21 protein-coding genes are annotated in these 26,722 nt (G+C 34.4%); 4 read left to right on the top strand and 17 right to left on the bottom strand.

All coding sequences use genetic code 11. The features are described 5' to 3' along the window. Positions 1-30: 30 nt before the first annotated feature. The 9 genes from P163_RS12825 to P163_RS12865 all read right to left on the bottom strand — a co-directional run bounded on the left by P163_RS12825 (position 31) and on the right by P163_RS12865 (position 14,871). Positions 31-1,089: a zinc metalloprotease gene (locus P163_RS12825; RefSeq protein ID WP_034891906.1), complete on the bottom strand. Its 1,059-nt coding sequence runs from the start codon at positions 1,087-1,089 to the stop codon at positions 31-33. 209 nt (positions 1,090-1,298) lie between these two features. Next, complete coding sequence (locus P163_RS12830) at positions 1,299-3,113, bottom strand: acyl-CoA dehydrogenase family protein (RefSeq protein WP_034891909.1); 1,815 nt, start codon at positions 3,111-3,113, stop codon at positions 1,299-1,301. 81 nt (positions 3,114-3,194) lie between these two features. Continuing rightward, on the bottom strand, positions 3,195-4,382 hold the full coding sequence (locus P163_RS12835) for an acetyl-CoA C-acyltransferase (protein ID WP_034891911.1): 1,188 nt from the start codon (positions 4,380-4,382) through the stop codon (positions 3,195-3,197). A 39-nt stretch (positions 4,383-4,421) separates the two neighbouring features. Beyond that, a complete protein-coding gene (locus tag P163_RS12840) occupies positions 4,422-4,769 on the bottom strand; it encodes a four helix bundle protein (RefSeq protein WP_034891920.1) in 348 nt (115 codons plus the stop codon). A gap of 42 nt (positions 4,770-4,811) precedes the next feature. After that, positions 4,812-7,217: a 3-hydroxyacyl-CoA dehydrogenase/enoyl-CoA hydratase family protein gene (locus P163_RS12845; RefSeq protein WP_034891922.1), complete on the bottom strand. Its 2,406-nt coding sequence runs from the start codon at positions 7,215-7,217 to the stop codon at positions 4,812-4,814. 60 nt (positions 7,218-7,277) lie between these two features. After that, positions 7,278-7,727 carry a MarR family winged helix-turn-helix transcriptional regulator gene (locus P163_RS12850; protein ID WP_034891927.1) on the bottom strand — a complete coding sequence of 150 codons (450 nt, stop codon included), beginning with the start codon at positions 7,725-7,727 and terminating at the stop codon, positions 7,278-7,280. Between the two features lie 167 nt (positions 7,728-7,894). Next, a complete protein-coding gene (locus P163_RS12855; protein ID WP_034891930.1) occupies positions 7,895-9,670 on the bottom strand; it encodes an AMP-dependent synthetase/ligase in 1,776 nt (591 codons plus the stop codon). A 125-nt stretch (positions 9,671-9,795) separates the two neighbouring features. Continuing rightward, positions 9,796-13,464, bottom strand: a complete 3,669-nt coding sequence (gene purL, locus P163_RS12860; protein ID WP_034891933.1) for a phosphoribosylformylglycinamidine synthase — start codon at positions 13,462-13,464, stop codon at positions 9,796-9,798. Positions 13,465-13,650: 186 nt separating this feature from the next. After that, the gene (locus P163_RS12865) at positions 13,651-14,871 is read right to left on the bottom strand and encodes an RsmB/NOP family class I SAM-dependent RNA methyltransferase (protein WP_034891936.1); all 1,221 of its coding nucleotides are present in this window, start codon (positions 14,869-14,871) and stop codon (positions 13,651-13,653) included. A gap of 72 nt (positions 14,872-14,943) precedes the next feature. Here P163_RS12865 and P163_RS12870 point away from each other — a divergent pair, with 72 nt between their 5' ends. Next, positions 14,944-15,990 (top strand): WD40/YVTN/BNR-like repeat-containing protein, encoded by a 1,047-nt coding sequence (locus P163_RS12870; protein ID WP_034891943.1) that lies wholly within the window; start codon positions 14,944-14,946, stop codon positions 15,988-15,990. Positions 15,991-16,070: 80 nt separating this feature from the next. Here P163_RS12870 and P163_RS12875 read toward each other — a convergent pair whose 3' ends face one another. From P163_RS12875 to P163_RS12905, 7 genes are all read right to left on the bottom strand, one after another. Then, the gene (locus tag P163_RS12875; RefSeq protein WP_034891947.1) at positions 16,071-16,505 is read right to left on the bottom strand and encodes a hypothetical protein; all 435 of its coding nucleotides are present in this window, start codon (positions 16,503-16,505) and stop codon (positions 16,071-16,073) included. A 10-nt stretch (positions 16,506-16,515) separates the two neighbouring features. Beyond that, positions 16,516-17,043 carry a hypothetical protein gene (locus tag P163_RS12880; RefSeq protein ID WP_034891950.1) on the bottom strand — a complete coding sequence of 176 codons (528 nt, stop codon included), beginning with the start codon at positions 17,041-17,043 and terminating at the stop codon, positions 16,516-16,518. Between the two features lie 32 nt (positions 17,044-17,075). Then, complete coding sequence (locus P163_RS12885; RefSeq protein WP_034894362.1) at positions 17,076-17,618, bottom strand: RNA polymerase sigma factor; 543 nt, start codon at positions 17,616-17,618, stop codon at positions 17,076-17,078. Between the two features lie 372 nt (positions 17,619-17,990). Further along, positions 17,991-19,814 carry an ABC transporter ATP-binding protein gene (locus P163_RS12890; protein WP_034891953.1) on the bottom strand — a complete coding sequence of 608 codons (1,824 nt, stop codon included), beginning with the start codon at positions 19,812-19,814 and terminating at the stop codon, positions 17,991-17,993. A gap of 9 nt (positions 19,815-19,823) precedes the next feature. Next, positions 19,824-21,554 carry a phospho-sugar mutase gene (locus P163_RS12895; protein WP_034891962.1) on the bottom strand — a complete coding sequence of 577 codons (1,731 nt, stop codon included), beginning with the start codon at positions 21,552-21,554 and terminating at the stop codon, positions 19,824-19,826. 47 nt (positions 21,555-21,601) lie between these two features. Continuing rightward, the gene (locus P163_RS12900) at positions 21,602-22,561 is read right to left on the bottom strand and encodes a glycosyltransferase family 2 protein (protein ID WP_034891966.1); all 960 of its coding nucleotides are present in this window, start codon (positions 22,559-22,561) and stop codon (positions 21,602-21,604) included. 17 nt (positions 22,562-22,578) lie between these two features. Continuing rightward, positions 22,579-23,109, bottom strand: a complete 531-nt coding sequence (locus P163_RS12905; RefSeq protein WP_034891969.1) for a DUF4199 domain-containing protein — start codon at positions 23,107-23,109, stop codon at positions 22,579-22,581. 182 nt (positions 23,110-23,291) lie between these two features. On the opposite strand from P163_RS12905, the gene P163_RS12910 reads away from it, so the two are divergent. The 3 genes from P163_RS12910 (at position 23,292) to mtaB (ending at position 26,321) form a co-directional block, all read left to right on the top strand. Continuing rightward, entirely contained in the window at positions 23,292-23,543 is a 252-nt protein-coding gene (locus P163_RS12910) for a type B 50S ribosomal protein L31 (protein ID WP_034891972.1), read from the top strand. Positions 23,544-23,702: 159 nt separating this feature from the next. Further along, the gene (locus P163_RS12915) at positions 23,703-24,875 is read left to right on the top strand and encodes a GlmU family protein (RefSeq protein ID WP_034891975.1); all 1,173 of its coding nucleotides are present in this window, start codon (positions 23,703-23,705) and stop codon (positions 24,873-24,875) included. Positions 24,876-24,983: 108 nt separating this feature from the next. Beyond that, a complete protein-coding gene (gene mtaB / locus P163_RS12920; RefSeq protein ID WP_034891976.1) occupies positions 24,984-26,321 on the top strand; it encodes a tRNA (N(6)-L-threonylcarbamoyladenosine(37)-C(2))-methylthiotransferase MtaB in 1,338 nt (445 codons plus the stop codon). On the opposite strand, the gene P163_RS12925 is transcribed toward mtaB, so the two are convergent. After that, positions 26,318-26,623: an acetyltransferase gene (locus P163_RS12925; protein ID WP_034891977.1), complete on the bottom strand. Its 306-nt coding sequence runs from the start codon at positions 26,621-26,623 to the stop codon at positions 26,318-26,320. The genes mtaB and P163_RS12925 overlap by 4 nt on opposite strands. Positions 26,624-26,722 lie beyond the last annotated feature (99 nt).

The raw sequence follows: 26,722 nt of genomic DNA on the forward strand, positions 1-26,722 counted from the left end.
GGCTTTTAAATAAAATAAATAAGGTGTGTTTTAGTTAGCCATTGCTTGTCTTGGTCCTCCACTCATAAAAATAGTTCTAAGTCTTTCTTTTTGACCATTAGAGAACATATACATACATGCATCATTAGTATAATCCATATAGTTCATAGTCATATCAGTAGATCTACAATTTACGGTAGGGTATGATGGACAACCATAATTTGGTGCATCTGAAGAAGGGGTATCTGCAACAAAATCATCTTGTTGACATCTACCATCACCCCAGATATGACGTAGGTTTAAGTAGTGACCAACCTCATGAGTTGCGGTTCTACCTTTATTGAACGGAGCAGAGACATAACCTGTGCTACCAAAGTAATTTGGTCCTATTACTACACCATCTGTGGATGATGGTCCACCTGGAAATTGTGCATAACCAAGAATTCCTCCTCCAATATTACAAACCCAGATATTTAGTGTAGAAGATGGAGTTACGGGTGGGTACTGACTCTTTACAGCATCATTTGTTCCCCACTGGGTGGTAGAATTACTATATCTGCGCACACCAGCTAAAGTAAATTGAATTTCAGAATCTGCAGCTAGCCCAGCAAATTCTGAAGGAATATTACTTCTATCTCCATTTGTTGCTCTAAAGTCATTATTTAAAACTGCAAGTTGAGAATTGATCTGAGCATCAGAAATATTTTCTTGAGAATTGCTGTATACAACAGTTATTACTACAGGAATAGAAATTACTCCTAAGTTATCTGAAACAGGAGGGGTAGATCCACCACCTCCGGATCCTGGTTTGCCTTTTTGCCCGTTAGACGATTTAGCAAGTATAGATCTTGTGTTATGTTCTATATCATACATCTTTTTATAAAGCTTCTCATCCTTATTTAGCATATGATTAAGATGTTGCATAGAATAACAATTTTTCTTGCCTTCTGCAGCTTTAAATTCATCATTTGCGGTAAAATCGGTGTAAACATAAAAGTCACTCATATCTACGTTTTCTTGAGCAATTTCATCCACATTTTCTGATTGGTCATCATTACACGATGTGAACATCAAAGCCATAGCAGCCATTCCTAAAATTAATTTTTTCATTTGTTAAGTTTGTTAGGGATTAAGCCTACAATATATATTATTATAGCAATTACCTTAACAAATAATTAATATTTTAATGAACATAGTACGATATGGTTATTCTTATTAATTGATTTACAATAGTTAACATCATTAAACTTTAACAATTAAAAAATAAAAAGCCACCTTAATTACAAGGTGGCTTAATAATATGATAATTTTAAAGCTTCTTAGAAACAATATTTGTTTTCTGAAGTTAATTTATCAGCAATCATATTTCTCAATTCAACTACGTTAGGCTGATTTTGATATTTAGTGAAACGTTTAAGTCCCATTAACATCATACGTTGCTCATCTCCTTCAGCAAAAGATACAATTGCTTCTTTCGCTTTTTGAGTGATAGTATCTACAGCATGGTATAGGTACAACTTTGTCATAGCTATTTGTTCTTTTTGCTGATCTTCTCCAAAACGCTTCGCATTTTTTTCAGTTCTTAACAAAGTAGATTCTGCCATATATACTTCAATAAGAATATCTGAAGAAGCTAAAAGTAATTGCTGATGATCTTCTAATTGTGGACCAAATTTTTGAACTGCACTACCGGCAACCATTAAAAACACTTTCTTAAGGTTAGCAAGAAGCTCTTTTTCTTCTGCAAATAATTCAGAATAGTCTGGTTTGTCAAAAGAAGGAATACCTGTAAGTTCTTCCCCAACTTTAGTAGCTGGTCCCAAAAGATCTACGTGACCTTTCATTGCTTTCTTTACTAACATTCCAACAGCTAGCATTCTGTTAATCTCGTTAGTACCTTCGTATATACGAGAGATACGGGCATCTCTCCATGCAGATTCCATTGGAGTGTCTGCAGAGAATCCCATTCCTCCATATACCTGAATCCCTTCATCGCTACAGTTTTGAACGTCTTCTGAACAAGCTACTTTTAGAATTGAACATTCTATTGCATATTCTTCAACACTCTTTAATTCTGCATCTGCATGAGAGTTTCCTTCTTCGGTTCTAAGAGTTATTCTATCTTCAATATTTTTAGCAGCTCTGTAAGATGCAGATTCTCCGGCATAAGCTGAAGTAGCCATTTCGGCTAATTTAGATTTAATAGCTCCAAACTGAGCAATAGGAGTATTGAATTGTGTACGCTCATTAGCATAGCTTACAGAACTTGTAATAACTCTTCTCTGAGCGTCTAAACAAGCTGCAGCCAACTTAATTCTACCTACGTTCAAAGCATTCATTGCGATCTTAAAACCGTTACCTCTTTCAGATAGCATATTTTCTGCCGGAACTTTTGTCTCATTAAAAAATACTTGGCGAGTAGAAGAGGAGTGAATACCCAATTTCTTTTCTTCCTCCCCAAAAGAAATTCCGTTTGGATTTTCTTTATCATATTCAACAATAAATCCGGTGATGTATTTATCATCTTCAATACGGGCAAAAACTATAAAAGTATGAGCAAATCCTGCATTGGAGATCCACATTTTCTGTCCGCTAATGCTGTAAGACTTTCCGTCTTCAGAAAGAACAGCTTTAGTCTTTCCAGAGTTGGCATCACTACCTGCACCTGGCTCTGTAAGGCAATAAGCTCCAAACCATTCTCCGGTAGCTAATTTTGGAACATATTTTTTCTTTTGTTCTTCAGTTCCGTATAGGGTTATTGGCATAGTTCCAATTCCCGTATGTGCTCCAAACGCAGTTGCTACAGATCCGGTTGCACCAGAAATATAATCACATACTAACATTGTAGAAACAAAACCCATTCCCAAACCATCGTATTCTTCAGGAACAGAAATACCTAGAAAACCAAGTTCTCCAGCTTTTTCCATCACCTCTTTGGTTAGAGCATAATTCTTTTGTTCAAATTCTTCTTTTTTAGGCCAGATTTCACGGTCTACAAATTCTTTAACCGAGTCTTTCATCATATTTTGCTCCTCGTTGAAATCTTCTGGAGTAAAAACATCTTCGCACTTGGTTTCTTTTACAAGAAATTGTCCACCGCGTAATAGATCTTTGTTCGTTGCTGTATCGCTCATTTTATTTTATTGAATGTTGAATTATAAAATCTTATAGTCGATTATAATTCAGATTGGTTAATACTATTTTAATTGAATTAATTAAAATACCTCGTAAACACCTGCAGCACCTTGTCCGGTACCCACGCACATAGTTACCATGGCATATTTATTCTTTAATTCACGTTTTTTCATTTCATCGAAGATCTGAACAGATAATTTTGCTCCTGTACATCCTAGTGGGTGACCCATAGAGATAGCTCCACCATTTACATTTACAATATCCTTATTCAAACCTAGTTCTCTAATAACTGCAAGAGATTGAGAAGCAAAAGCTTCGTTCAACTCGAACAATTCAATGTCATTTTGTTTCAATCCACCTTGTTTTAAAGCCTTTGGAATTGCATAAACAGGTCCCATCCCCATAATTTTAGGTTCTAATCCTACCGGAGCATAACTTACTAATCTAGCAATTGGCTCCAAATTCATCTCTTTCATCATTTCTTCACTCATAACCATAACAAAGGCAGCACCATCACTCATTTGTGATGAGTTTCCGGCAGTTACACTTCCTCCATCTGCAAATACAGGTCTCAATTTGTTCAATACTTCAATAGAAGTATCTGCTCTTGGACCTTCATCTTCAGTTACTGTATAAGACTTGGTTTGTTTTTTTCCATCAGGACCAACAAAAGTCTCGTTAACAGTAATTGGGACGATCTGATCTTTAAATCTTCCTTCTTTTTGAGCTTTTAAGGCTCTTTGGTGAGAAGTGAAGGCAAATTCATCTTGATCTTCTCTAGAGATCTTGTATCTATTTGCAACCTCTTCTGCAGTAAGACCCATTCCCCAGTAATAATCTTCATTGCCTTCTTTGGCCACTTTGTAGTCTGGCGTTGGTTTATATCCTCCCATTGGGATATAACTCATGCTTTCTGCACCACCTGCAATAATACAATCTGCCATTCCGCTCTGTATTTTTGCTGAAGCAATGGCAATGGTTTCCAATCCAGATGCGCAATAACGGTTGACGGTCATTCCAGGAACGTCTTCCACCTTAAGACCCATAAGAGAGATGAATCTACCTACGTTAAGTCCTTGTTCTGCTTCAGGCATTGCGTTTCCTACAATAACATCATCAATTCGAGATTTATCAAAATTTGGAACTTTGTCCATCATGTATTGAATAGTTTCTGCTGCTAATTCATCAGGTCTTTTAAATCTGAAGACTCCGCGAGGAGCTTTTCCAACTGCAGTTCTATATGCTTTAACTATATATGCTGTTTTCATGTTAATAGTATTAAGATTTTAGTACTTAGTATTGAGTTTTTATAATGATTTTTGAAGTCCAAAATTCATTTTTTGAATCTCAATAATATCTTTAAGTATTGGTTTTATTTTTTCTTCTGAAATTAGTTCGAGTTCCATAGAGAGTATAAGCTGTGTTTGTAATTCATATGATAATCCATTGACAATTGATAGAAAATGTGTGAATTCTTTTTGAGAATTTCTTCCAGCACCTTCAGCAATATTTGAAGGAATTGAAATAGCACATCTGTTAATTTGTGAGATAAGACCAAATCTTTCATCTGCTGGTAATTCTGCACAAATCTTATAAACTGATTTAGTCAAATTCATTGATTTCTGCCAAATTTTTAAATCTTCAATCTTATGCATTTATACAAATTTGTCTCAATACTCACTACTGCTCACTCAATACTAATTTCTAAGTGGTTTCCCCTTTTTCAACATGTGTTCTAATCTTTCTAAAGTCTTACGTTCTCCTGTAAGAGATAAGAATGCTTCTCTTTCAAGATCTAGTAGATATTGTTCACTTACATAATTAGCATCAGAAAGATCTCCACCAGCCATTACATAGGCCAATTTGTTTGCGATCTTCTTATCATGCTCACTTATATATTTTCCTGCAAACATTTGGTCTGTTCCTACGTAAAAAGCTCCTAATGCTTGTTTTCCTAAAACCTTAATATTAGATTGTTTTACCGGTTGTGTATATCCGTTTTCAGCCATTAACAAAGCATGTTTCTTAGCAATTGCTAATTGACGGTCTGGATTTATAACAACTATATCTTTTCCTTTTTGAAGTAGATTTAGGTCAAACGCTTCGTGGGCAGAAGTAGAAACTTTAGCCATTCCAATAGCTAAGAAATGTTCTCTTAGTCTATTCAACTCTACATCACCATCATGATAAGTAGCAGCAGCACGAACCGTCATTTCTTTAGATCCACCACCACCAGGAATTACACCAACTCCAAATTCAACTAAACCGATATAGGTTTCTGCCGCAGCAACTACCATATCTGCATGAAGTGAAAGTTCACATCCACCACCAAGTGTCATTGCATGTGGTGCAGCAACTGTTGGAATAGAAGAGTAGCGCATTCTCATCATAGTATCTTGGAAATATTTGATTGCCGTGTTCAATTCGTCATACTCCTGTTCAACCGCCATCATAAAGATCATCCCGATATTTGCTCCTACAGAGAAATTCTTCCCATTGTTAGCAACTACCAATCCTTGGTAATCTCTTTCAGCAATATCCAATGCTTTGTTCAATCCATCAAGAACATCACCTCCAATAGAATTCATTTTACTTCTGAATTCAACATTCAAGATTCCATCTCCTAGATCTTCAACTACAACGCCACTATTTTTAAAGACCTCTTTAGATTCTCTAATATTATCAAGAATAATGAATGCATCCTGACCTGGTACTTTTACCTGTTCCTTTTTAGGAATGTCATAATAATAAGTATTTCCTTCTTTTACGGTATAGAAACTCTTACTTCCGCTTTCTAGCATCTCCTTAACCCATGCAGCAGGTTCATGACCTTCTGCTTTCATCATTTCGATACCTTTTTCTACACCAATAGCATCCCAAATTTGAAATGGTCCATGTTCCCATCCAAAACCAGCTTTCATGGCATCATCAATTTTGTAAAGCTCATCTGCTATTTCTGGAATTCTGTTCGAAACATAAGCGAAAAGGGCAGAGAAGTTCTTTCTATAGAATTCACCCGCCTTATCTTTACCTTTAATTAGCACCTTAAATCTATCTACCACATTATCTATGGTCTTGGTCATTTCTAAAGTAGCAAAAGAAGCTCTTTTTGATCCTCTGTATTCTAAGGTATTTAGATCTAAAGATTGTATCTCGCTAGATCCATCTTCATTTTTAATTTTTTTATAAAACCCTTGGCCAGATTTACTTCCTAACCACTTATTGGTCATCATAGAATCTATGAAGTTTGGTAAGGCGAATAGATCATGTTGCTCATCTGATGGTACACCCTGATGTAACCCATTAGCAACATGAACTAAGGTATCTAGTCCTACAACGTCTACCGTTCTAAAAGTTGCAGACTTAGGTCTACCAATTACTGGTCCGGTTAGTTTATCAACCTCTTCAATGGTCATATCCATATCTTTTACCATATGGAACAAACTCATAATACTAAAAATACCAACTCTGTTTCCTACAAATGCAGGAGTATCTTTAGCAATAACTGTGGTTTTACCTAAGAATTTTTCTCCGTATTCATTTAAGAAACTTAGAACTTCCGGATCTGTTTTTGGTCCTGGAATAATTTCAAATAATCTTAAATATCTAGGTGGGTTAAAGAAGTGAGTTCCACAGAAATGCTTCTGAAAATCTTCGCTTCTTCCTTCACTCATAAATTTTATTGGAATTCCAGAGGTGTTAGAAGTAATTAAAGTTCCCGGTTTTCTATGCTTTTCAAGATTATCAAAAACCTGCTTTTTAATATCAAGTCTTTCTACAACAACCTCTATTATCCAATCAACTTCTGAAACTTTAGAAATATCATCTTCTAAATTCCCCGTTTTTATTCTACTAGCAAATGCCTGATTATAGATAGGAGAGGGCTTAGATTTTAGAGCAGTTTGTAAATCTTCATTTACAATTCTATTACGAACTACTTTGTCTTCTAAGGTTAACCCTTTTTTCTTTTCTTTCTCATTAAGTTCTCGAGGAACTATATCCAGTAGAAGAACTTCTACTCCTATGTTTGCGAAATGACATGCAATACCGCTACCCATAATTCCGGAGCCAATAACTGCTACTTTATTAATTCTACGTTTCATTTGTTGATGTTTATTTTTGAATTATTAAAGACCATATAACTACCGGCCTTTATCTTTAAATTATTTACTAATGTCTTGCTTGTATACTTTTTTGTTTGAAATAAGCTCCATAATAGTATTGGCAACATTCATAAAGGTTTTTAACTCTTCCGGGGATACAGATTCTTTTACCACCTCATCAAACCTTAGCACTACACCTTTAGAAAAATCTCTCATTTCTTTGCCGAAATCTGTTAGGTGAAGAAGAACACTTCTGCCATCGTTTGGATTTTTCTTTCTTTCTATAAGACCTTTCTCTTCCATGGTCTTTAAAATTCTGGATAAACTGGTGGCTTCCATTCCCATTTTGGGGCCAAGTGATGTAGAAGGGGTGCCTTTTTCCGGATCTATGCTTAAAAGTGCAAATCCTGTTGCCATCGTACTTCCAGCTTTGCCAGCTTCTTCATTATACATTTTTGAGACTGCCATCCAGGTAGCTCGCAAGACGTAATCGATGGTTTTTTCTTTCATATTTAAATTGATGGAATCCAAAGTTATAAAAAATTATTATGCATGCATAATAAATTAGACTAAAATTTCATCTTGAAAGCAAAACACTTAAATTTAAGCTAATACAATAAAAAAACTCCTCAATTTTGAGGAGTTTAACAGTAACTTAATATTATATATGAAAGATTCTAACGTTCGTAGATCTTATTATAGAGATCCATATATTTCTCTTTTATATTTCTACGCTTCAATTTCATAGTAGGAGTAAGCATATCGTTATCTATTCCCCATACTTCAGGCGTTAGTTCAAAACGTTTTACTTTCTCCCAATGTCCAAACTTAGCGTTGTAAAAATCTACTTCTTCCTGAATGCGTTTTATTACTTCCTCATTTTCAACAAGTTCTTCAGAAGATTTTCCAAGATCTAAATTTTTTCTTTTAGCCCAATCTTCAACAAACTCAAAATTAGGCTGAATAAAGGCTGCAGGCATTTTTTCTCCTTCACCAATAACCATGATCTGCTCTATAAAGCGAGATTGCTTCATGGTATTTTCAATTATTTGAGGAGCAACATACTTCCCTCCAGATGTCTTAAACATTTCTTTTTTTCTATCTGTGATTTTCAAGAAACCTTCTTTATCGATTTCTCCAATATCTCCAGTATGGAACCATCCCTCAGGATTTATAGCCTCATCGGTTTTCTCCTTATCCTTAAAATAGCCTATCATTAAATTTGGACCTTTAGTAAGGATCTCCCCATCTTCAGCTATTTTAACTTCTACATTATCTATAACTCTCCCAACTGTACCTATCTTAAATCCTTTCTTACGCTGGTCATTTACCGCAATTACAGGAGATGTTTCAGTTAATCCATAACCTTCCATAACCGGTATTCCAGCCGCTGCAAAAACTCTGGTAAGTCTTGGTTGTAGAGCGGCACTACCAGAAACAATCAATTCAATATTACCACCTAAACCTTCTTTCCATTTAGAGAAAATAAGTTTTCTGGCAAGGCTAAGCTTGGTTTCATACCACCAGCCATTGGCACCGTATGGTTCATATTCCAATCCGAGTTCTACTGCCCAATAAAATAATTTCTGTTTTACACCGCCAAGATCTGTGCCTTTTGCGATAATTTTATCGTAAACCTTTTCTAAAAGGCGGGGTACTGCAGTTATAACGTGTGGTTTAACTTCTTTTAAGTTATCACTTATCTTATCTATAGACTCTGCGAAATAGATAGATACGCTATAATATTGGTATAGATAGAGTATCATTCTTTCAAAGATGTGACAAATTGGTAAAAAGCTCAAAGCGGTATATACTCCTGTTTCAAAAGGAACTCTAAGAGAACTTCCCAATACATCACTGGCAATATTTTCATGAGAGAGCATCACACCTTTAGGTCTTCCTGTAGTTCCGGAAGTATAGATTATAGTTGCAAGATCTTTTTCTGTAACAGCTTTCTTTAGCGTTTCTACTTCGTCTTGATTGCTTTTATCTTCCCCTTGATCTAAAACTTCTTTCCAATTCTTACAACCTTCAATTTCGTCAAAAGAATAAACCTCTTTTAATTGGGTGTTATGCTGAATCGCTCTCAATTTCTCTAATACCTCTGTGTCTGATACAAAGCAATAGGTAGCACCACTATGATTAAGAACATATTCATAATCTTCTTCAGAAATAGTGGGATAGATAGGAACGTTCTGAGCTCCTAATTGTAAAACTCCAATATCTAAAACATTCCATTCATTTCTATTAGATGTAGAGATTACCGCAATTTTATCATTGGGCTTAACTCCCAGTCTTAATAGTCCGCGGCTAATTACATTTGCCTGGTCTATATATTGTTGTGTAGATAAAGTCTCCCATTTACCATTGTATTTCGTGGCCAAGGCTACTTCTAAAGGATGATTCTCTAATTGATAATATGGAAAATCAAAAAGCCGTTTTATATCAGTCATTTAAGTGTTTTAATAAAATGTTCCATGCAAAATAGTAAAATTGGAGGCTATTTCAAATCTATTATATAAAAAAAGATGGGATATATTCATTATCCCATCTTTTTATGATCTTTAAATTTGATTGTCTATATCTTTTCCAACCACTTTCTTGCGTTTACAAAACCTTCTAACCAAGGAGAAACTTCATCTTTTCTTCCTTCTGGATAGTAGGCCCAATTCCATTGAAAGGTTGATCTCTCAAAATGTGGCATAGTTACTAAATGTCTTCCGGTAACATCTGTAAGCATTGCGGCATTAAAATGAGAACCGTTTGGATTGGCTGGATACCCTACATATCCATATTTTCCTACGATATTATAGTTGCGCTCTTCATAAGGAAAACTAAATTTTCCTTCTCCGTGCGCAGCCCAAATACCTAATTTACTTCCCGCAAGACTTGATAACATTACAGAGTTGTTCTCCTGAATTTCTACGGAAGTGAAATTACATTCAAACTTATGAGATTCATTATGCTGCATTTTTGGCTTTTGCGAATCATCCGGATTAATAAGTCCTAATTCAATGAATAACTGGCATCCATTACAAACTCCAAGAGACAACGTATCTTCTCTAGCGAAGAACTTGTCTAATGCATTTTTAGCTTTTTCGTTATACAAGAAAGCTCCAGCCCAACCTTTAGCACTTCCCAAAACATCTGAATTTGAGAAACCACCAACAGCAGCTATAAACTTGATGTCTTCTAAAGTTTCTCTGCCAGAGATAAGATCTGTCATGTGCACATCTTTAACATCAAATCCTGCAAGGTGCATAGCACGAGCCATCTCACGTTCAGAATTCGATCCTTTTTCTCTGATGATCGCTGCTTTAATCTTTGGTTTAGAACTATCTAATTTTGGTAATTTTCCATCAAAATGTTTAGGAAAAACAAATTCTAATGGTTGCTTTTTATAATTATTAAAACGCTGCGTAGCATTGTCTATTCCGCTTTGAGCTTCATCTAATAGGAAAGACGTTTTATACCAAGTATCTCTTAAGCTTGGAATATCGAACTTAAATTCGTCCATTCCATTTCTAATTTCTACTGAAGTTCCTTCTACAACATTTCCTATTTTAAAGAATTTTATTGCGTTGTCTTTCAGCACTTCTTCAACTGCACTATTATCTTTCGCTTGAAAAACGATTCCGCAGTTTTCATTGAAAAGAAGTTTTACAGAATCTTCTTCATTCAATCCTGTAAGATCAAGTTTTGCGCCTAAATTCACATCGGCAAAACACATTTCTAATAAAGTAGTGATCAATCCTCCCGAAGCCACATCGTGTCCGGCAGCAATAAGATCTGCCTTGATCAATCCCTGGATAGTATTAAAAGCATTTTTAAATGAAGCTGCATCTTTTATGGTTGGCACTTCAGCTCCCACTTTATTCAAAATTTGTCCAAAAGAAGAACCTCCCAATTTAAACGAATCTTGAGATAAGTTGATATAATAAACATCACCGCTATTCTTTTTAAGAACCGGCTCTACAACTTTAGTAATATTATCGCAATGCCCGGCAGCAGAAATAATAACCGTTCCCGGTGCAAGCACGTCTCCTTCTTTATATTTTTGTTTCATAGAAAGAGAATCTTTTCCCGTTGGAACGTTGATCCCTAATTCTATAGAAAAATCTGAAACTCCTTGAACCGCTTCGTATAATCTAGCATCTTCACCTTCATTATTACAAGGCCACATCCAGTTTGCAGAAAGCGAAACAGATTTCATTCCTTTTTCAAGCGGTGCCCAAATTAGGTTTGAAAGTGCTTCTCCAATAGAATTTCTGGAACCTGCAACAGGATCTACCAAAGCCGAAATGGGGGAGTGCCCAATGGTGGTAGCAACTCCTTCTTTTCCGTTATAATCTAAGGCCATCACCCCAACATTGTTTAATGGAAGTTGCAATGGTCCTGCGGTTTGTTGTTTAGCAACTCGGCCGGTAACACATCTATCTACTTTATTGGTCAACCAATCTTTACAAGCAACCGCTTCTAATTGAAGTAGTTGTTCTAAATATTCATTGATTTTTTCTTTTGAATAAGAAACTTCAGCATATTTTCTATCTACAGTACTATCTGTCATGATAGTTTTTGGAGAACTTCCAAACATATCTGCCAATTCCAGATCCATTGGTTTTTCACCGGTTTTCTTACTTTGAAATAAGAAATGTCTGTCTTCTGTAACATGACCTACGCTGTACATAGGGGTTCTTTCTCTCTCAGAAACCTTTCTTAGGGTCTCCATATCTTTTTCAGCAATAAGAAGTCCCATTCGTTCTTGAGACTCATTACCTATGATCTCTTTAGACGATAGGGTAGGATCTCCAACAGGTAATTCATCCAGATCTATATTTCCTCCGGTATCTTCAACAAGTTCGCTTAGACAGTTTAAATGTCCACCAGCGCCATGATCATGGATAGAAATTATAGGGTTGTGCTCACGTTCTACCATTCCTCGAATAGCATTTGCAGCTCTTTTTTGCATTTCCGGGTTCGCTCTTTGTATAGCGTTTAATTCAATTCTGCTTCCTAAAGCACCGGTATCTGCAGAAGATACTGCAGCTCCACCCATTCCAATTCTGTAATTCTCACCACCAAGAACTACTATTTTATCTCCTTTTTTAGGAACTTCTTTGATGGCCTGATCTGCTTTTCCATATCCTATTCCTCCAGCAAGCATGATCACTTTATCATAGGCCAAAGTCCTGTCATTTTCTGAATGTTCAAAAGTTAGAACAGAACCGGTTATTAAAGGCTGGCCAAATTTATTGCCAAAATCTGAAGCTCCGTTTGATGCTTTTATCAAGATATCCATAGGTGTTTGATACAACCACTTTCTTTCCTGAATTTTCTTTTCCCAATCTTTGTTATTCTTATCTAATCTAGAATAAGACGTCATATAAACAGCAGTTCCCGCTAATGGTAAAGAACCTTTTCCGCCGGCAAGTCTATCTCTAATCTCTCCACCACTTCCGGTAGCAGCTCCATTAAAAGGTTCTACTGTTGTTGGAAAGTTATGGGTTTCAGCTTTTAGGGAGATCACAGATTCAAAATCTGTATTTTGGTAGTATTCTGGAACATCTGCAGCTTTTGGTGCAAATTGCTGCACTCTGGGTCCTTTTACAAAAGCTACATTGTCTTTATATGCAGAAACAATCCCATTTGGATTTTCTTCGGAAGTTTTTCTGATAAGCTTAAAGAGGGTAGATGGTTTTTCTTTTCCATCTATCACAAAAGTACCATTGAAGATCTTGTGTCTACAATGCTCTGAATTTACTTGAGAAAATCCGAAAACTTCTGAATCTGTAAGTTTTCGTTCTAATTTTTTAGCTAGATTTTGAAGGTATGCTACTTCTTCACCATTTAAGGAAAGTCCTTCCTGTTTGTTGAAAGCTGCAATATCTTCTACCTCAATAATAGCTTGAGGCTTGCTATCTACTGTGAATATTTCCTGATCCAACCCATCATACTTCTGAGAAAGCATCGGATCAAATTTGCTATATTTTGAATCAACTTTTAGAAATTCTTCAATTCTAAGAATTCCTTTAATACCCATTGTTTGGGTTATTTCTACAGCATTAGTACTCCAAGGAGTAACCATTGCGGCACGTGGACCAATAAAAAAATCTGCAAGTGCAGATTTATTGAGGTGTTGGGCGTCGCCGAAAAGCCAGTCTAATTTTGAAATATCCTGCGCTGAAAGTGTGGAGTGCGTTTGCACTGCGTAAACCTTAGTGGTTTGGGTTCCGAAGAAAAGGATCATTCTGCCTTGTTTTGTGTTGTTTGAGAAAGCTCAAATTTAAGTTTTTTAGGTGTAATTTAGAATAATTAATATAAAATATTAGTTCTAATAAATGAACGAGTAGAAGTGATATAAAATAAGAAAGATCTCAATAAAAGCCAAAGACGTTCTATTGAGATCTCTAAATTATAAAAGAATTTGTTCTATTTAATTCTCGATTTTATTTTCAAGCAAAGCCATATAAAAACCATCATACCCGGTTACAGAAGACAGTATTTTTTGATCTTTTACTAGTTTGAAATTCTTCCCGGCTTCACGGTTTAAGAATTTCTCAACCTGTTCCTGATTTTCAGAAGGCAAGATAGAACATGTGGCATACACCAATTTTCCTCCAGGCTTAACTATTCTAGAATACTGATCTAAGATCTCTATTTGAGTTGCTCTAATTTTATCTAAAAATTCTGGTTGTAATTTCCACTTAGCATCCGGGTTTCTACTTAAAACTCCAAGTCCGCTACATGGCGCATCTATTAAAACTCTATCTGCAGTGCCGTAAAGTTTTTTAACAACTTTAGTAGTATCTATAGTACGCGGGTCTATATTATGAGCTCCGGCACGTTTAGCACGTCTTTTAAGCTCTTTTAATTTATTCTCATAAATATCTGTAGCAATAATCTGCCCTTTGTTTTCCATTAAAGCAGCAATATGCAAGGTTTTACCACCTGCACCTGCACACGTATCTACTACACGCATTCCAGGTTCCACTTCCATGAATCTGGCTACCATTTGTGAAGAAGCATCCTGAACTTCAAAATTTCCATTCTTAAAAGCCTCCGTCTTAAAAACATTAGCTCTTTCTACCAACTGTAAAGCATCCGGAAATCCTTTAATTGGTTCTGTAAGAATATCCTCATCTTTTAAAACACTTCTAAGTTTATCTCTATTAGTCTTTAAAGTATTCACTCTAAGTACCACAGGTGCTTGTTCATTAAGCGCATGAATTTCTTTCTCCCATACCTTTTCACCAAGTTCTCTAACCCCTAATTCATCCATCCAATCTGGAATAGATTCTTTAAATTTTCTAATTTGACTCAATTCATCAAACCTTCCTTTTATTCTTCTGCTAGGAGTTGGTTCTATTTGTTTCCAATCTGGTAAGGTAACGCCTCTAAGAGTTGCCCATACCGCGAACAATCTAAATAAATTCTCTCTAGAATAAGGAGCCTTAACTTCAGCGATTTCTGTATAAAGACGTTTCCATCGAACAATATCATAAGTGGTTTCCGCAATAAAGCTACGGTCTCTAGAACCCCATCTTTTATCGCGTTTTAAAGTTTTTTCAATCACTTTATCGGCATATTTCCCATCATTAAAAATTTCTGATAAGGCATCAATCGTTGCAAAGACTAAATTTCGGTGTAAACGCATAATTATATTTTAAAGCTGCAAAGGTACATTTTTTTGCTACGGAAAAATTTATCTTTGATTCAAATTATAGATATGAAGAAATTACTGTTTTTATTTGTTTTATTGACTATAGGCTGCAAGTCTGATGAAAAAATGGAGAAGCAACGAAAATTCTTTACAAGTGTTGATGTAAAGAATATCTTACAAGATGATTCTCTTAGCATAAGAGCGATAGAGATAATGGGGAATAATCTTGCCTTTGCAGCTAATAAAGGAATCTATGGGCTTTATAATTCTCAAACCGGACAATGGAAAACGAATCAACAACTGAATGATTCTGTAGCTCCTGAGTTTAGAGCAGTGGCAAGTACTTCTTCAGATTTCTTTATGTTGAGCGTAGGAAATCCTGGGCTGCTTTATAAAACCGGCGAAACTGGAAAAATGGAATTGGTATACAAAGAGGAGAGCGATAAGGTATTTTATGATTCAATGATCTTTTGGAATGAAAAGGAAGGTGTAGCAATGGGAGATCCTACAACAGAATGTCTTTCTGTTATTATAACAAGAGATGGTGGACAAACCTGGAAGAAAATAAATTGTAATGCATTTCCTAAATCTGAAGAAGGAGAGGCTGCTTTTGCTGCTAGTAATTCTAATATAGCAGTTCAAGGAGATCATACCTGGATACTTTCAGGAGGTAAAAAGTCAAGAATATTTTATTCTGAAGATAAAGGGAATTCATGGAAAGTTTATGAAACTCCTCTTCTTCAAGGAGAAGCTACAACGGGTGGTTATAGTTTAGATTTTTATGATGCCGCAAATGGTTTTATTATTGGCGGAGATTATACGAAACCTGATGGGAATGAAGGTAATAAAGCCAGAACAAAGGATGGTGGTAAAACCTGGCAATTGGTAGGAGAAGGGAAAGATCCTGGATATAAAAGCAGTGTAAGATACATTCCAAATGGAGATGCTAAGGAATTGGTGGCAACTGGTTTTACCGGCATCTCTTATTCTAAAGATGGAGGTGAAAATTGGACTCAATTAAGTGACGAAGGATTCTTTACCGTTAGATTCTTAAATGATTCTACAGCATATGCCGCTGGGAAAGGGAGAATTGCTAAACTGACTTTTAAATAATTTTTGGAATAAAAAAAGTCTTCCGAACTTTTACATTCGGAAGACTCAACTAACTTAACTTAAATCTAACCTAACAATTTTTAATTTCTTGAGTTCTTACCTTTCCTACTTCGGTATTCTTCCCATAATTTTTTATTGAAATCTGCTTCAAGTTGATGCAACTGGACAATCTCTTTGGCAGAGAATATTTGTTTCAATTCATCGTATAATTTGCGTTTATTTAAAAACTCTTGTCTTTCTATATCTACAAATTCATTTAAACGCTTATCTGCATCACCTTCAGACATTGCTGCGATATTTTTCACATCCCTATGTTCGCGCTTATGCAAGTCCATTTGTAGACATTCATAATTATTATAAATAGGCCAGAATTTTTCTGCTACAGCCTTGCTCATGTTCATTTCTTGAGTGATATATGCCACTTTAAGAGATTTGATTTGCTCTTTGTTTTTATCTTGTGCTTTAACAGCAAGGCTTAAAAAGCAGATCGTAAAAATTAGTAATATCTTCTTCATCTGTATTAACTTATTTTAAAAGTAAATCTGGATCATCTACATTATTCATTAAATATTCTAGTACAGCTTCATCATTTACTTTGCTGGTATTTAAATTATCCAAGACAATGCCATCTTGAGTAATTAAGGTAGAAATCTCTAAAAAATTGAGATCTATCATTTCTGTATCTATATAATCTTCAATCTCAGCAAGCTCTACATTATCTATGCTAAGTTCCGGCTCTGGATTTGTGAACCAAATATTTATAACTCCAACAAAGACTGCAGCGATAGCAGCAACCTTTAATAAATTGTGTTTGCTAAAAATAGAAATTACTTTAGAGGAACGTTCTTTTAATACAGTTTTACCAAGCACCTCATTTTCTAAAGTTGCAAAATAATCTGTCGGAATTTTAAAACCTGGATCCTCTATACCTTGAATAGAGTTTTGATCTTCATCATTTAAAATATCCAACATCTTATCTTCAAATTGCTTGAAATAAGTCTCTGGTATTTTAAAGCCAGATTGAGGTGGATATTTAGAATTATTCTTTTTCATCTGTATATAAGACTGATCTTTGTAAAAATGGTTTAATCTGATTTTAAAATATTTTCTATCTTCTTTGCCGCAATATGATAGGAAGCTTTCAACGCCCCTTCACTAGTATCTAGAATCTCTGCCATCTCTCTGTATTTAAGCTCCTGAAAATATTTCATGTTAAATACCAATTGTTGTTTTTCTGGAAGTGTGGCTATGGCTTTTTGTAGTTTTAACTTGATTGCATCTCCATCAAAATAGGTGTCTGCCTCTAAATTGTTAATTAGATTCTGTTGTAATTCTTCGGAAGATATCTGTAATTTTTTAGCTTTCTGGCTTAAGAATGAAAGAGATTCATTAGTAGCAATTCTATACATCCAGGAATATAGCCGACTGTCTCCTTTAAAACCATCAATATTCTTAAAGATCTTAATAAATGTATTTTGTAATACATCATCTGTATCATCATGATCTTTTACAATATTCCTTATATGCCAATATAAACGCTCTTTAAATAACTTTAGCATCTCTTTAAAGGCTTCATTCCTAGAAATAGGATCTTGAAGCTTTTGCACGAGTAAAGTTTCTTCTGTAATCAAGGCGCAGTTTTTACTAAGACCTCAAAGTTAGGTAAAAGTTTAAAAGAGAAAATGATAATTTGGGAAAAGTAATAAGCAATTCCTTATAAGTCTTAACTATCAAAATATCGACGAAATGCATTTTTATTAGATAAAATACACATTTTGTTTGCTCAGATGAAATATATCTTTATATTTACATTGTTGAAAGGAATTAGTCTTTTTTTGCCCCAAGCAATTAAACTTAAATTTCAATAAATTTTTCATTTTCCCCAAGATGAAAAAAACTATAAAAATGGATGAACCTACTTCATCCATTTTTTATTTAACAAAAAACCTCAAATCGCTTTTCGGTGATTTGAGGTTTATGTTTTTAATAACTTATTTAATTTAGTCGAAAGACTGCATCTCCACTAGCTTTCTATAGGTTCCATTTTTAAAGAGTAATTCTTCATGCTTCCCTTGTTCCACGATCTCTCCTCGCTGCATAACTACAATCTTATCTGCATTTTGGATGGTAGATAGTCTATGAGCAATTACAATAGAAGTTCTATTTCGCATCATATTTTCTAAAGCTTTTTGAACTAATTTTTCACTCTCTGTATCTAAAGCAGATGTTGCTTCATCTAAGATCATTATAGGTGGATTCTTTAATACGGCACGAGCAATAGATATTCGTTGTTTCTGTCCGCCGCTTAATTTGTTTCCACTATCTCCAATATTAGTCTCTAAGCCTTTAGGAAGATCTTTTACAAATTCCCAAGCATTAGCTATTTTCAGTGCTTCTATAACTTCTTCTTCTGTAGCTTCCTTTTTACCTAGAGATACATTGTTTTTAATAGTGTCATTAAAAAGAATAGAATCCTGAGTAACTAATCCCATCAGGTTTCTTAAAGAATGTTTGCTTACTTCTCTAATATCATTCCCATCTACCTCAATAGAACCTTCATTAACGTCATAAAATCTAGTAACCAGATTGGCAATAGTAGATTTTCCGCTTCCAGATTGACCTACTAGCGCTACCGTACTTCCTTTAGGTACATTTAAACTGAAGTTCTTTAACACTAACTCATCTTCATATTTAAAGTTAATTTTATTAATAACGATCGATTTTTCAAATTTCTCCTGATTGATTGCATTTGGAACATCTACAATCGTAGAAGGAGTTTCTAATACTTCTAAAATTCGCTCTGCTGCAGCATTACCTTTCTTAACACTATAAGAGGCCTTGGATATCTGTTTTGCAGGAGTTAGAATATTATAGGCCAAACCTAAAAACGCAATAAAGGCAGCAGCATCAAGTGTTTTATCTACTAAAACCATTTTCCCTCCAAACCATAGAATAACTACAATTACAAATATTCCTAAGAATTCACTAGTTGGAGAAGCAAGATTCTGCCTATTTATTAGACTGTTTAAAATATCATTCAATCTATTAGTAGACTGCTTAAATTTACCTTCAAATTGAGATTCTGCATTAAAACCTTTTATTATTTTAAGGCTAGATAAAGTTTCCTCTACAATAGAAAGAAAATGTCCATTTTCCTCTTGTGCCTGATGTGATTTTCTTTTAAGTTGTTTTCCTATTAAAGAGATCACAAATCCGGAAATTGGAAGAAATACAAATACGAAGATAGTAAGTTTAGCACTTATTAAGAGCATTGCCGCTATAGTGAAAATGATTGTAAGTGGTTCTCTTACTATCATTTCTAATATAGATAGAAAAGAATTCTGAACTTCATTAACATCTGCAGTGATCCTAGAAATAGTATCACCTTTTCTTTTTTCAGAAAAATAAGAAACCGGTAAACTTAAGATCTTTACATAGATAGCATCTCTTACATCCCTTAGAACCCCATTTCTAAGGAACGTAATAAAAAACGCTGCTAGATATCCAAATAGATTTTTCAAAAAGAATAATAATACTACTATTCCGCAAATAAAGATGAGAGCTGAAACTTCATCTTCAATTATTCTTTGGGTTACATTATAATTAAAATAATCTATTGGGTAATCTTTAATGCTGGCAATACCTTCAAATTTTGGTTCTATTAAAACCCTTTTATTCTTATCGAATAAAATTTGAATTACCGGGATTAATGCGATAAAACTAAGGGTACTAAAAAGTGCGTAAAAAATATTGCAGAGAATATTTAGTAATGCGTACTTTTTATAAGGCTTAGCAAATTGAATGATTTTTTTAAAATAGTTCATTAAGGATGTTTAATCTACCTGAAGATCAGATTTAATTCTGGTAATTTTCTCGCCCAGTTGATTGTATATTTCATCAAAGTTTGCAACAGTATCTAACTCTGTATTTACACTTATATAAAACTTAATTTTTGGTTCTGTGCCGCTAGGTCTTGCTGCAATTTTGGTTCCTTGTTCTGTGTAATAGATCAAAACATTAGATTTAGGAATATCGAGTGCATGCTCTGTATGATCTTGTCTATTCTTAGCTATGGAAGATTGATAATCTTCTATAAGCACAATTTTTTCGCCATCTATTTCAGATAAAGGATTTTCACGAAGGTTTATCATGGTTTGCTTTATCTCTTGCTCTCCTGTAATACCTTTCTTTACTAAAGAGATTAGTTCTTCTCTATACAAACCAAACTCTGTATAAAGTTCTAATAATTTCTCATACAAAGAAATACCTCGAGATTTCATTTGTGCAGCAATTTCACAAGCGAGTAGGGTAGCAGTAGCTGCATCTTTATCTCTCACAAAATCTCCAACCATAAATCCAAAACTTTCTTCACCTCCTCCAACAAAATCTAATGAAGGATGATCTTTAATAAGTTTAGCTATCCATTTAAAGCCAGTTAAAACTTCAAAATATTGTGCTCCAAAATCTTCTGCAACGATCTTCATCATTGGAGTGGAAACTATAGTGGATGCTATAAAACTATCTGTATTCAGCTTACCTTCTTTTTTCCACTGTTCTAACAAGAACCAAGTCATGATCAACATGGTCTGGTTACCGTTAAGTAGAACGAGTTTGTTGTTAAGATCTCTAACCGCAACTCCTAAACGGTCACTATCTGGGTCTGTTCCAATTACAATATCGGCATCGGTAATATCAGCAAGCTCTAAAGCCATTTTCAATGCTTCAGGCTCTTCAGGATTGGGAGATTTAACGGTAGGGAAGTTACCATCTGGTTTTTCCTGTTCTTTAACGATGGCTACATTTTTATATCCTGCCTTCTTTAAAACTTCAGGTACAATGGTAATTGATGTTCCATGTAAAGAAGTAAAAACAATTTTTAAATTATCTTTTGCTTCTTGAGCAGTGTCAAAACTTCCATTTTTTACTGAAGATGCAATAAAAGCAGTATCAACCTTCGTATCTATTTCTTCAATAAGATCGTTGTTCGCTTCAAAATTGATCTCAGAAAAATCCAATTTAGAAATTTCATCTATTATAAGTTTGTCTTGTGGCGGCACTAATTGCCCTCCATCCTGCCAATACACTTTATAACCATTATATTCTGGTGGATTATGGCTAGCTGTTAGCACAATTCCGCAGTGACAGTTTAAATATTTAACAGCAAAAGATAATTCGGGCGTAGGCCTCAATTCAGAAAAAATAAAAACTTTTACACCATTCGCAGAAAATACATCTGCTACAACTTGTGCTAATTCTTTACTATTATTTCTACAATCATAAGCAATAACAACTTTATGCTGTTCTCCGGGAAACTCAGATTTTAATATATTAGAGATACCTTGAGAGTTCTTACCTAAGGTATATTTATTAATTCTATTGGTTCCAACACCCATGACACCTCGCATACCTCCAGTACCAAATTCTGCATCTTTATAAAAGCTCTCTTCAAGATCTGTAGAATCGCTTTCGATTAATTTTGAAACTGAATTTTGAGTGTCTTTGTCGAAGTTTTCTGCAAGCCATAATTTGGCCTTAGAAATAATTTCTGGTTTGTTATGTGACATATAAATAGAGATTTGAAAGCAAAAATACAGATAAATGCTGAATTGCTTTAGTTTAAGCCTTTGGTTTTGCTGATTCTGTATCTATCCTTATCTCTTTTGCTTCTTAAAATGAGCTCACCAAGAAAACCGGCAAGAAAGAATTGAGTACCAATAACCATTAAAATAAGAGATATATAAAACCACGGGTTAGATGTAACCAAAATGTTTGGTAAGCCGTGATACATTTTATAGAGTTTAGAAAGTCCAATCCATCCTGCAGCTGAAAATCCGAAAAAGAACATTAATACTCCCAAAGCACCAAAGAGGTGCATAGGCCTTTTTCCAAATTTAGATAAGAACCAGATACTTATTAGGTCTAGAAAGCCGTTTATAAAGCGGTCCATCCCAAATTTAGTCTTTCCATATTTTCTGGCTTGATGTTTTACTTCTTTTTCTGTGATCTTATAATACCCTGCATTTTTTGCCAGAACAGGAATATATCTATGCATTTCACCATAAACATCAATATTTTTAATGACTTCTTTTTTATAAGCTTTTAATCCGCAATTAAAATCATGTAGTTGTACTCCGGAAGTCTTACGTGCAGCAGCATTAAATAGTTTGGAAGGAAGATTTTTTGCAATTACAGAATCATATCGCTTTCGCTTCCAGCCAGAAACCAGATCATATTTCTCTTTTGTAATAAGGTTATATAATTCTGGGATTTCTTCCGGGTTATCCTGTAGATCTGCATCCATAGTAATAATTACATCACCTTGAGCCGCTAAAAAACCCGCATGTAATGCTTGAGATTTACCATAATTTCTATTAAATCTTATACCTTTTACACCTGTATGAAGATCAGATAAACCGCTAATTATCTCCCAGGAATCATCTGTACTACCATCATCTATAAAGATAATTTCATAAGAATAAGAATTGGATTGCATCACAGATACAATCCAATTATATAATTCTGTTAAAGATTCATCTTCATTAAGAAGAGGAATTATAATAGATAGTTGCATTAAATAAATTTTAAAGCTTAGGCTTTATAAGGATTTTCCTTTTTCATTACCAGCCCCGAAATTAAGGAAATTATTAATCCTGAAAATAAACTCCAGATAATTGTCATTGCCATAGCAATCCATGGACCACTAAATTTTGACGAAACTTCTTGAGCTGCATCTAATTGAGATTGGGTTATGTTTGGATTTGTAGCCAACATTTTTTCTTGTTGTGCCTCCATTAGTAAGCTCATGTAATTAGGCTCTATAACAGTCATTAATAATAAAGACCAGATTGCCGTTAAAATACCTCCAATTACAGCAATTCCTAAACCAATTTTAATAGCTTCTCCAAGACCTAAAAATCCTCCATTAGCAGTTTTAAAGGCTTTTATTCCCATAGTAATGATAACAATAGGTAAAGCAATGCTAATAACACTATAGATCCAAGAAGGGTTTAAGTAAGAATTTGTAACATACATAATTACCCCTATTAGTACAGAGGTTATACCTAATAGTAAACCGTAATTAATGATAAACTTCTTTGAGTTTGTTTCTTTAATCTCCATATTTAATTTAATTTTGTTAGTTAGTAGTAGTTAGTGAACAAATATAGCAAAACGTTACATTTCAGGAGTTTTATATATTTTATAGGGTTAATGTAAATTTTTGTTGCTTATTAGTTTGTTATTTGTGAAATTTGATTAAATTTGCCACTCGAAAAACGAACACGATTTTAAAGAATAAAGAGATGAAGCAGGGAATCCATCCGGAAAATTATAGATTAGTAGCATTTAAAGACATGTCTAATGAAGAAGTCTTTCTTACTAAATCTACCGCGAACACTAAAGAGACTATTGAAGTTGACGGAACTGAGTATCCATTAGTTAAAATGGAGATCTCAAGAACATCACACCCATTCTATACAGGGAAATCTAAATTATTGGATACAGCTGGTAGAATTGATAAATTCAAAACCAAATACGCGAAATTCAAGAAGTAATTTCAAGTATCACAATACTATTGAAGCCTTCAGAAATGAAGGCTTTTTTTGTTTAAATGAGATAACTAGAGTTGTAACAACTTATTGCAATCACATTTTATTTAATTATATTTCATTTGCAGGTCTTACTGTAAATTGAATTTAGAAAATTTGAAGTATATGAATTATATTTTATTCGACGGTTCTTCCAGAGATCAATTATTACCTTTCACGTTTACGCGCCCTGTTGCAGATCTTAGAATAGGTATTTTAACCATTCGTGAGAAATGGGAAAAGATATTAGGTACCACAACTTCTACTATTACTGAAGATTATTTAGCAGAAAAATGGCCTATGGTAGAATTTGAACAAAATATTATGATCAATGCCTCCTTTCTGCCAACCCCAGAATTTATTGCTCAAATTGAAGATCTTAAACTTAATCAGGCTATTTTCTTTGAGGAAGACGTAATTGCCTTTTACGCAGAAGAAGATCAAGAAGTAGATTTTGAGGTTTTTGAACAAATTGAATTGAAGGGGGAACCTTTTAGAATAGCTAATACGTGGGATATATTCTCTAAAAATGCAGAAGCCATTGCAAAAGATTTTGAATTACTCACAGCAGACAGAACTAGTGCGCCTATATCATCATCAAATTATGTGAAGAATAGAGAGAATATCTTTATTGAGCCCGGTGCTATAGTAGAAAATTCTTCTTTAAACGCATCAGACGGACCAATCTATATCGCTGCGAAAGCAGAAGTAATGGAAGGTTGTTTTATTAGGGGGCCTTTCTCTTTAGGAGAGTCTTCAGCTTTAAAGATGGGAGCTAAAATTTACGGTGCAACAACCATAGGTCCACATTCTAAAGTAGGAGGAGAGGTTAATAACAGTGTTATTTTTGGTTATACTAATAAAGGACATGATGGATTTTTGGGAAATTCTGTTTTAGGAGAATGGTGTAATCTTGGTGCAGACACCAATAATTCTAATTTAAAGAATAATTATGCTGAAGTGAGATTATGGGATTACGCAACGGAAGGTTTTGCTAAGACGGGATTGCAATTTTGCGGACTTATGATGGGAGATCACAGTAAATGCGGAATTAATACCATGTTTAATACCGGAACAGTTGTAGGGGTGAGTGCTAATATCTTTGGCAGCGGATTTCCTAGAAACTTTGTACCTAGTTTCAGCTGGGGGGGGAGTGCCGGAATGAGCACTTATAAAACCGCTAAAGCATATGAGGTTGCAGAAATGGTTTTAAGTAGACGTGGTTTGGAGTTTTCTGATGTGGATAAAGGGATCTTAGATAAGGTATTTGAAGATACTCAAAAGTTTAGAAGAGATTAAACGAAGAAGGAATTGGATATGCTTAGTAATGAAGTACTGTTTTTAGTAAATCAATTAAAGTAGGTATATTTGCACTCCTAAAATTAAGGTAGTAATTAAAGATTGCTGATGAAAGACGCGAAAAAAGTGGCATTTTATACTTTGGGTTGTAAGCTCAATTTTTCTGAGACTTCAACTATAGCAAGATCTTTTAAAGAGGAAGGTTTTGATCGAGTAGAATTTTCTGAAATAGCCGATATTTATGTTATTAATACCTGTTCTGTAACCGAAAATGCAGATAAGCGCTTTAAATCTATTGTAAAGCAGGCTCAAAAAGTTAATGAAGATGCATTTGTTATTGCTGTTGGGTGTTATGCTCAATTAAAACCAGAGGAACTAGCAGATGTTGATGGAGTGGATTTGGTACTTGGAGCTACAGAAAAATTTAAGATCACAGATTATCTTAATGATCTTACTAAACATGAGTTTGCAGAAATTCATTCTTGTGAGATACAAGATGCAGATTTTTATGTGAGTGCCTATTCTTTTGGAGATAGAACAAGAGCTTTTCTTAAGGTTCAGGATGGTTGTGATTATAAGTGCACTTATTGCACGATACCTTTGGCTAGAGGAATTTCCAGAAGCGATAAATTAGAAAATGTTCTTCAAAATGCGGCAGAGATCTCTGCAAAAGGAATTAAAGAGATCGTTCTTACTGGAGTTAATATTGGGGATTATGGTAAAGGTGAATTTGGTAATAAAAAGCATGAACATACTTTTTTAGATTTAGTTAAGGCTTTAGATGATGTAAAAGGAATTGAAAGATTACGAATATCTTCTATAGAACCAAATTTACTTAAAAATGAAACTATAGAATTTGTTGCGCAATCTAAAACCTTTGTTCCGCATTTTCATATTCCGCTGCAAAGTGGAAGTAATGAGATTTTAAAGGCTATGAGAAGGCGTTATATGAGAGAATTATATGTAGATAGAGTTTCTAAAATCAAAGAAGTCATGCCAAACTCGTGTATTGGGGTAGATGTTATTGTAGGTTTTCCTGGTGAAACCAATGAGCAATTTCTTGAAACGTATAATTTTTTGAATGAGCTTGATATCTCTTACTTACATGTTTTTGCTTTTTCTGAAAGAGAAAATACCCCAGCTGCAGAAATGGAAAATCCTGTTCCATTGAGTATTCGTAAAAAGCGCAGTAAAATGTTACGCGGCCTTTCCGCTAAAAAGAGAAGAGCTTTTTATGAAAGTCAGATAGATACTGTACATACTGTTCTATTTGAAGGAGAGAATAAAGAGGGTTATATACATGGATTTACAGAAAATTATGTAAAAGTTAAGACTCCTTGGAATCCGGAATTGGTAAATACACTTCATCAAATTAAATTAACTACCATTGCAGAAGATGGGTTGGTAAAGTTTGAATATTTTCAGCAAGAGGCTGTAGAGGCTTAGATGTTCAACCCCACTGGTAATAGATCCTTATATTTTCTTCTGTTTTTACGCATAAATTTTGCGATCTCCGGACTTGTAGGAACAACTCTATCATTACCTGAATCTTTTATGTCTCCTAATAACACCTCTAAAAATTGGTCTAAATAGCCATTTTCCTGTAGCTCTTCAGACATTTTTAACTTGGTTAAGAATATTTTTCGCTCTTGCTGTGCGTATTCAACCGTGATTAATTCTCCATTTATAACCGATTCAAACTGTCTCAAAAAATCATTCTTGGTAATAACTATCTCTTTAGTGCTCATTATAAGGTATGGTTTAAATTAATCTTTTAATATTTGTTGAAGTAATTTTAAATAAACAGTTCTTATTTTTAATCATTCAGTAAAAGCTTTACAATCGAA

This window comes from Gillisia sp. Hel_I_29, assembly GCF_000744275.1.
Taxonomy (GTDB): Bacteria; Bacteroidota; Bacteroidia; order Flavobacteriales; family Flavobacteriaceae; genus Gillisia.

What these genes read in the sequence shown, in the direction of transcription:
- P163_RS12915 (WP_034891975.1), top strand. Translation starts at nt 23,703, where the DNA reads ATGAATTATATTTTATTCGACGGTTCTTCCAGAGATCAATTATTACCT.
- P163_RS12835 (WP_034891911.1), bottom strand. Translation starts at nt 4,382, where the DNA reads ATGAAAACAGCATATATAGTTAAAGCATATAGAACTGCAGTTGGAAAA.
- P163_RS12895 (WP_034891962.1), bottom strand. Translation starts at nt 21,554, where the DNA reads ATGTCACATAACAAACCAGAAATTATTTCTAAGGCCAAATTATGGCTT.
- P163_RS12870 (WP_034891943.1), top strand. Translation starts at nt 14,944, where the DNA reads ATGAAGAAATTACTGTTTTTATTTGTTTTATTGACTATAGGCTGCAAG.
- P163_RS12890 (WP_034891953.1), bottom strand. Translation starts at nt 19,814, where the DNA reads ATGAACTATTTTAAAAAAATCATTCAATTTGCTAAGCCTTATAAAAAG.
- P163_RS12910 (WP_034891972.1), top strand. Translation starts at nt 23,292, where the DNA reads ATGAAGCAGGGAATCCATCCGGAAAATTATAGATTAGTAGCATTTAAA.
- P163_RS12825 (WP_034891906.1), bottom strand. Translation starts at nt 1,089, where the DNA reads ATGAAAAAATTAATTTTAGGAATGGCTGCTATGGCTTTGATGTTCACA.
- P163_RS12905 (WP_034891969.1), bottom strand. Translation starts at nt 23,109, where the DNA reads ATGGAGATTAAAGAAACAAACTCAAAGAAGTTTATCATTAATTACGGT.
- P163_RS12850 (WP_034891927.1), bottom strand. Translation starts at nt 7,727, where the DNA reads ATGAAAGAAAAAACCATCGATTACGTCTTGCGAGCTACCTGGATGGCA.
- P163_RS12875 (WP_034891947.1), bottom strand. Translation starts at nt 16,505, where the DNA reads ATGAAGAAGATATTACTAATTTTTACGATCTGCTTTTTAAGCCTTGCT.
- P163_RS12840 (WP_034891920.1), bottom strand. Translation starts at nt 4,769, where the DNA reads ATGCATAAGATTGAAGATTTAAAAATTTGGCAGAAATCAATGAATTTG.
- mtaB (WP_034891976.1), top strand. Translation starts at nt 24,984, where the DNA reads ATGAAAGACGCGAAAAAAGTGGCATTTTATACTTTGGGTTGTAAGCTC.
- P163_RS12865 (WP_034891936.1), bottom strand. Translation starts at nt 14,871, where the DNA reads ATGCGTTTACACCGAAATTTAGTCTTTGCAACGATTGATGCCTTATCA.
- P163_RS12845 (WP_034891922.1), bottom strand. Translation starts at nt 7,217, where the DNA reads ATGAAACGTAGAATTAATAAAGTAGCAGTTATTGGCTCCGGAATTATG.
- P163_RS12830 (WP_034891909.1), bottom strand. Translation starts at nt 3,113, where the DNA reads ATGAGCGATACAGCAACGAACAAAGATCTATTACGCGGTGGACAATTT.
- P163_RS12925 (WP_034891977.1), bottom strand. Translation starts at nt 26,623, where the DNA reads ATGAGCACTAAAGAGATAGTTATTACCAAGAATGATTTTTTGAGACAG.
- purL (WP_034891933.1), bottom strand. Translation starts at nt 13,464, where the DNA reads ATGATCCTTTTCTTCGGAACCCAAACCACTAAGGTTTACGCAGTGCAA.
- P163_RS12900 (WP_034891966.1), bottom strand. Translation starts at nt 22,561, where the DNA reads ATGCAACTATCTATTATAATTCCTCTTCTTAATGAAGATGAATCTTTA.
- P163_RS12880 (WP_034891950.1), bottom strand. Translation starts at nt 17,043, where the DNA reads ATGAAAAAGAATAATTCTAAATATCCACCTCAATCTGGCTTTAAAATA.
- P163_RS12855 (WP_034891930.1), bottom strand. Translation starts at nt 9,670, where the DNA reads ATGACTGATATAAAACGGCTTTTTGATTTTCCATATTATCAATTAGAG.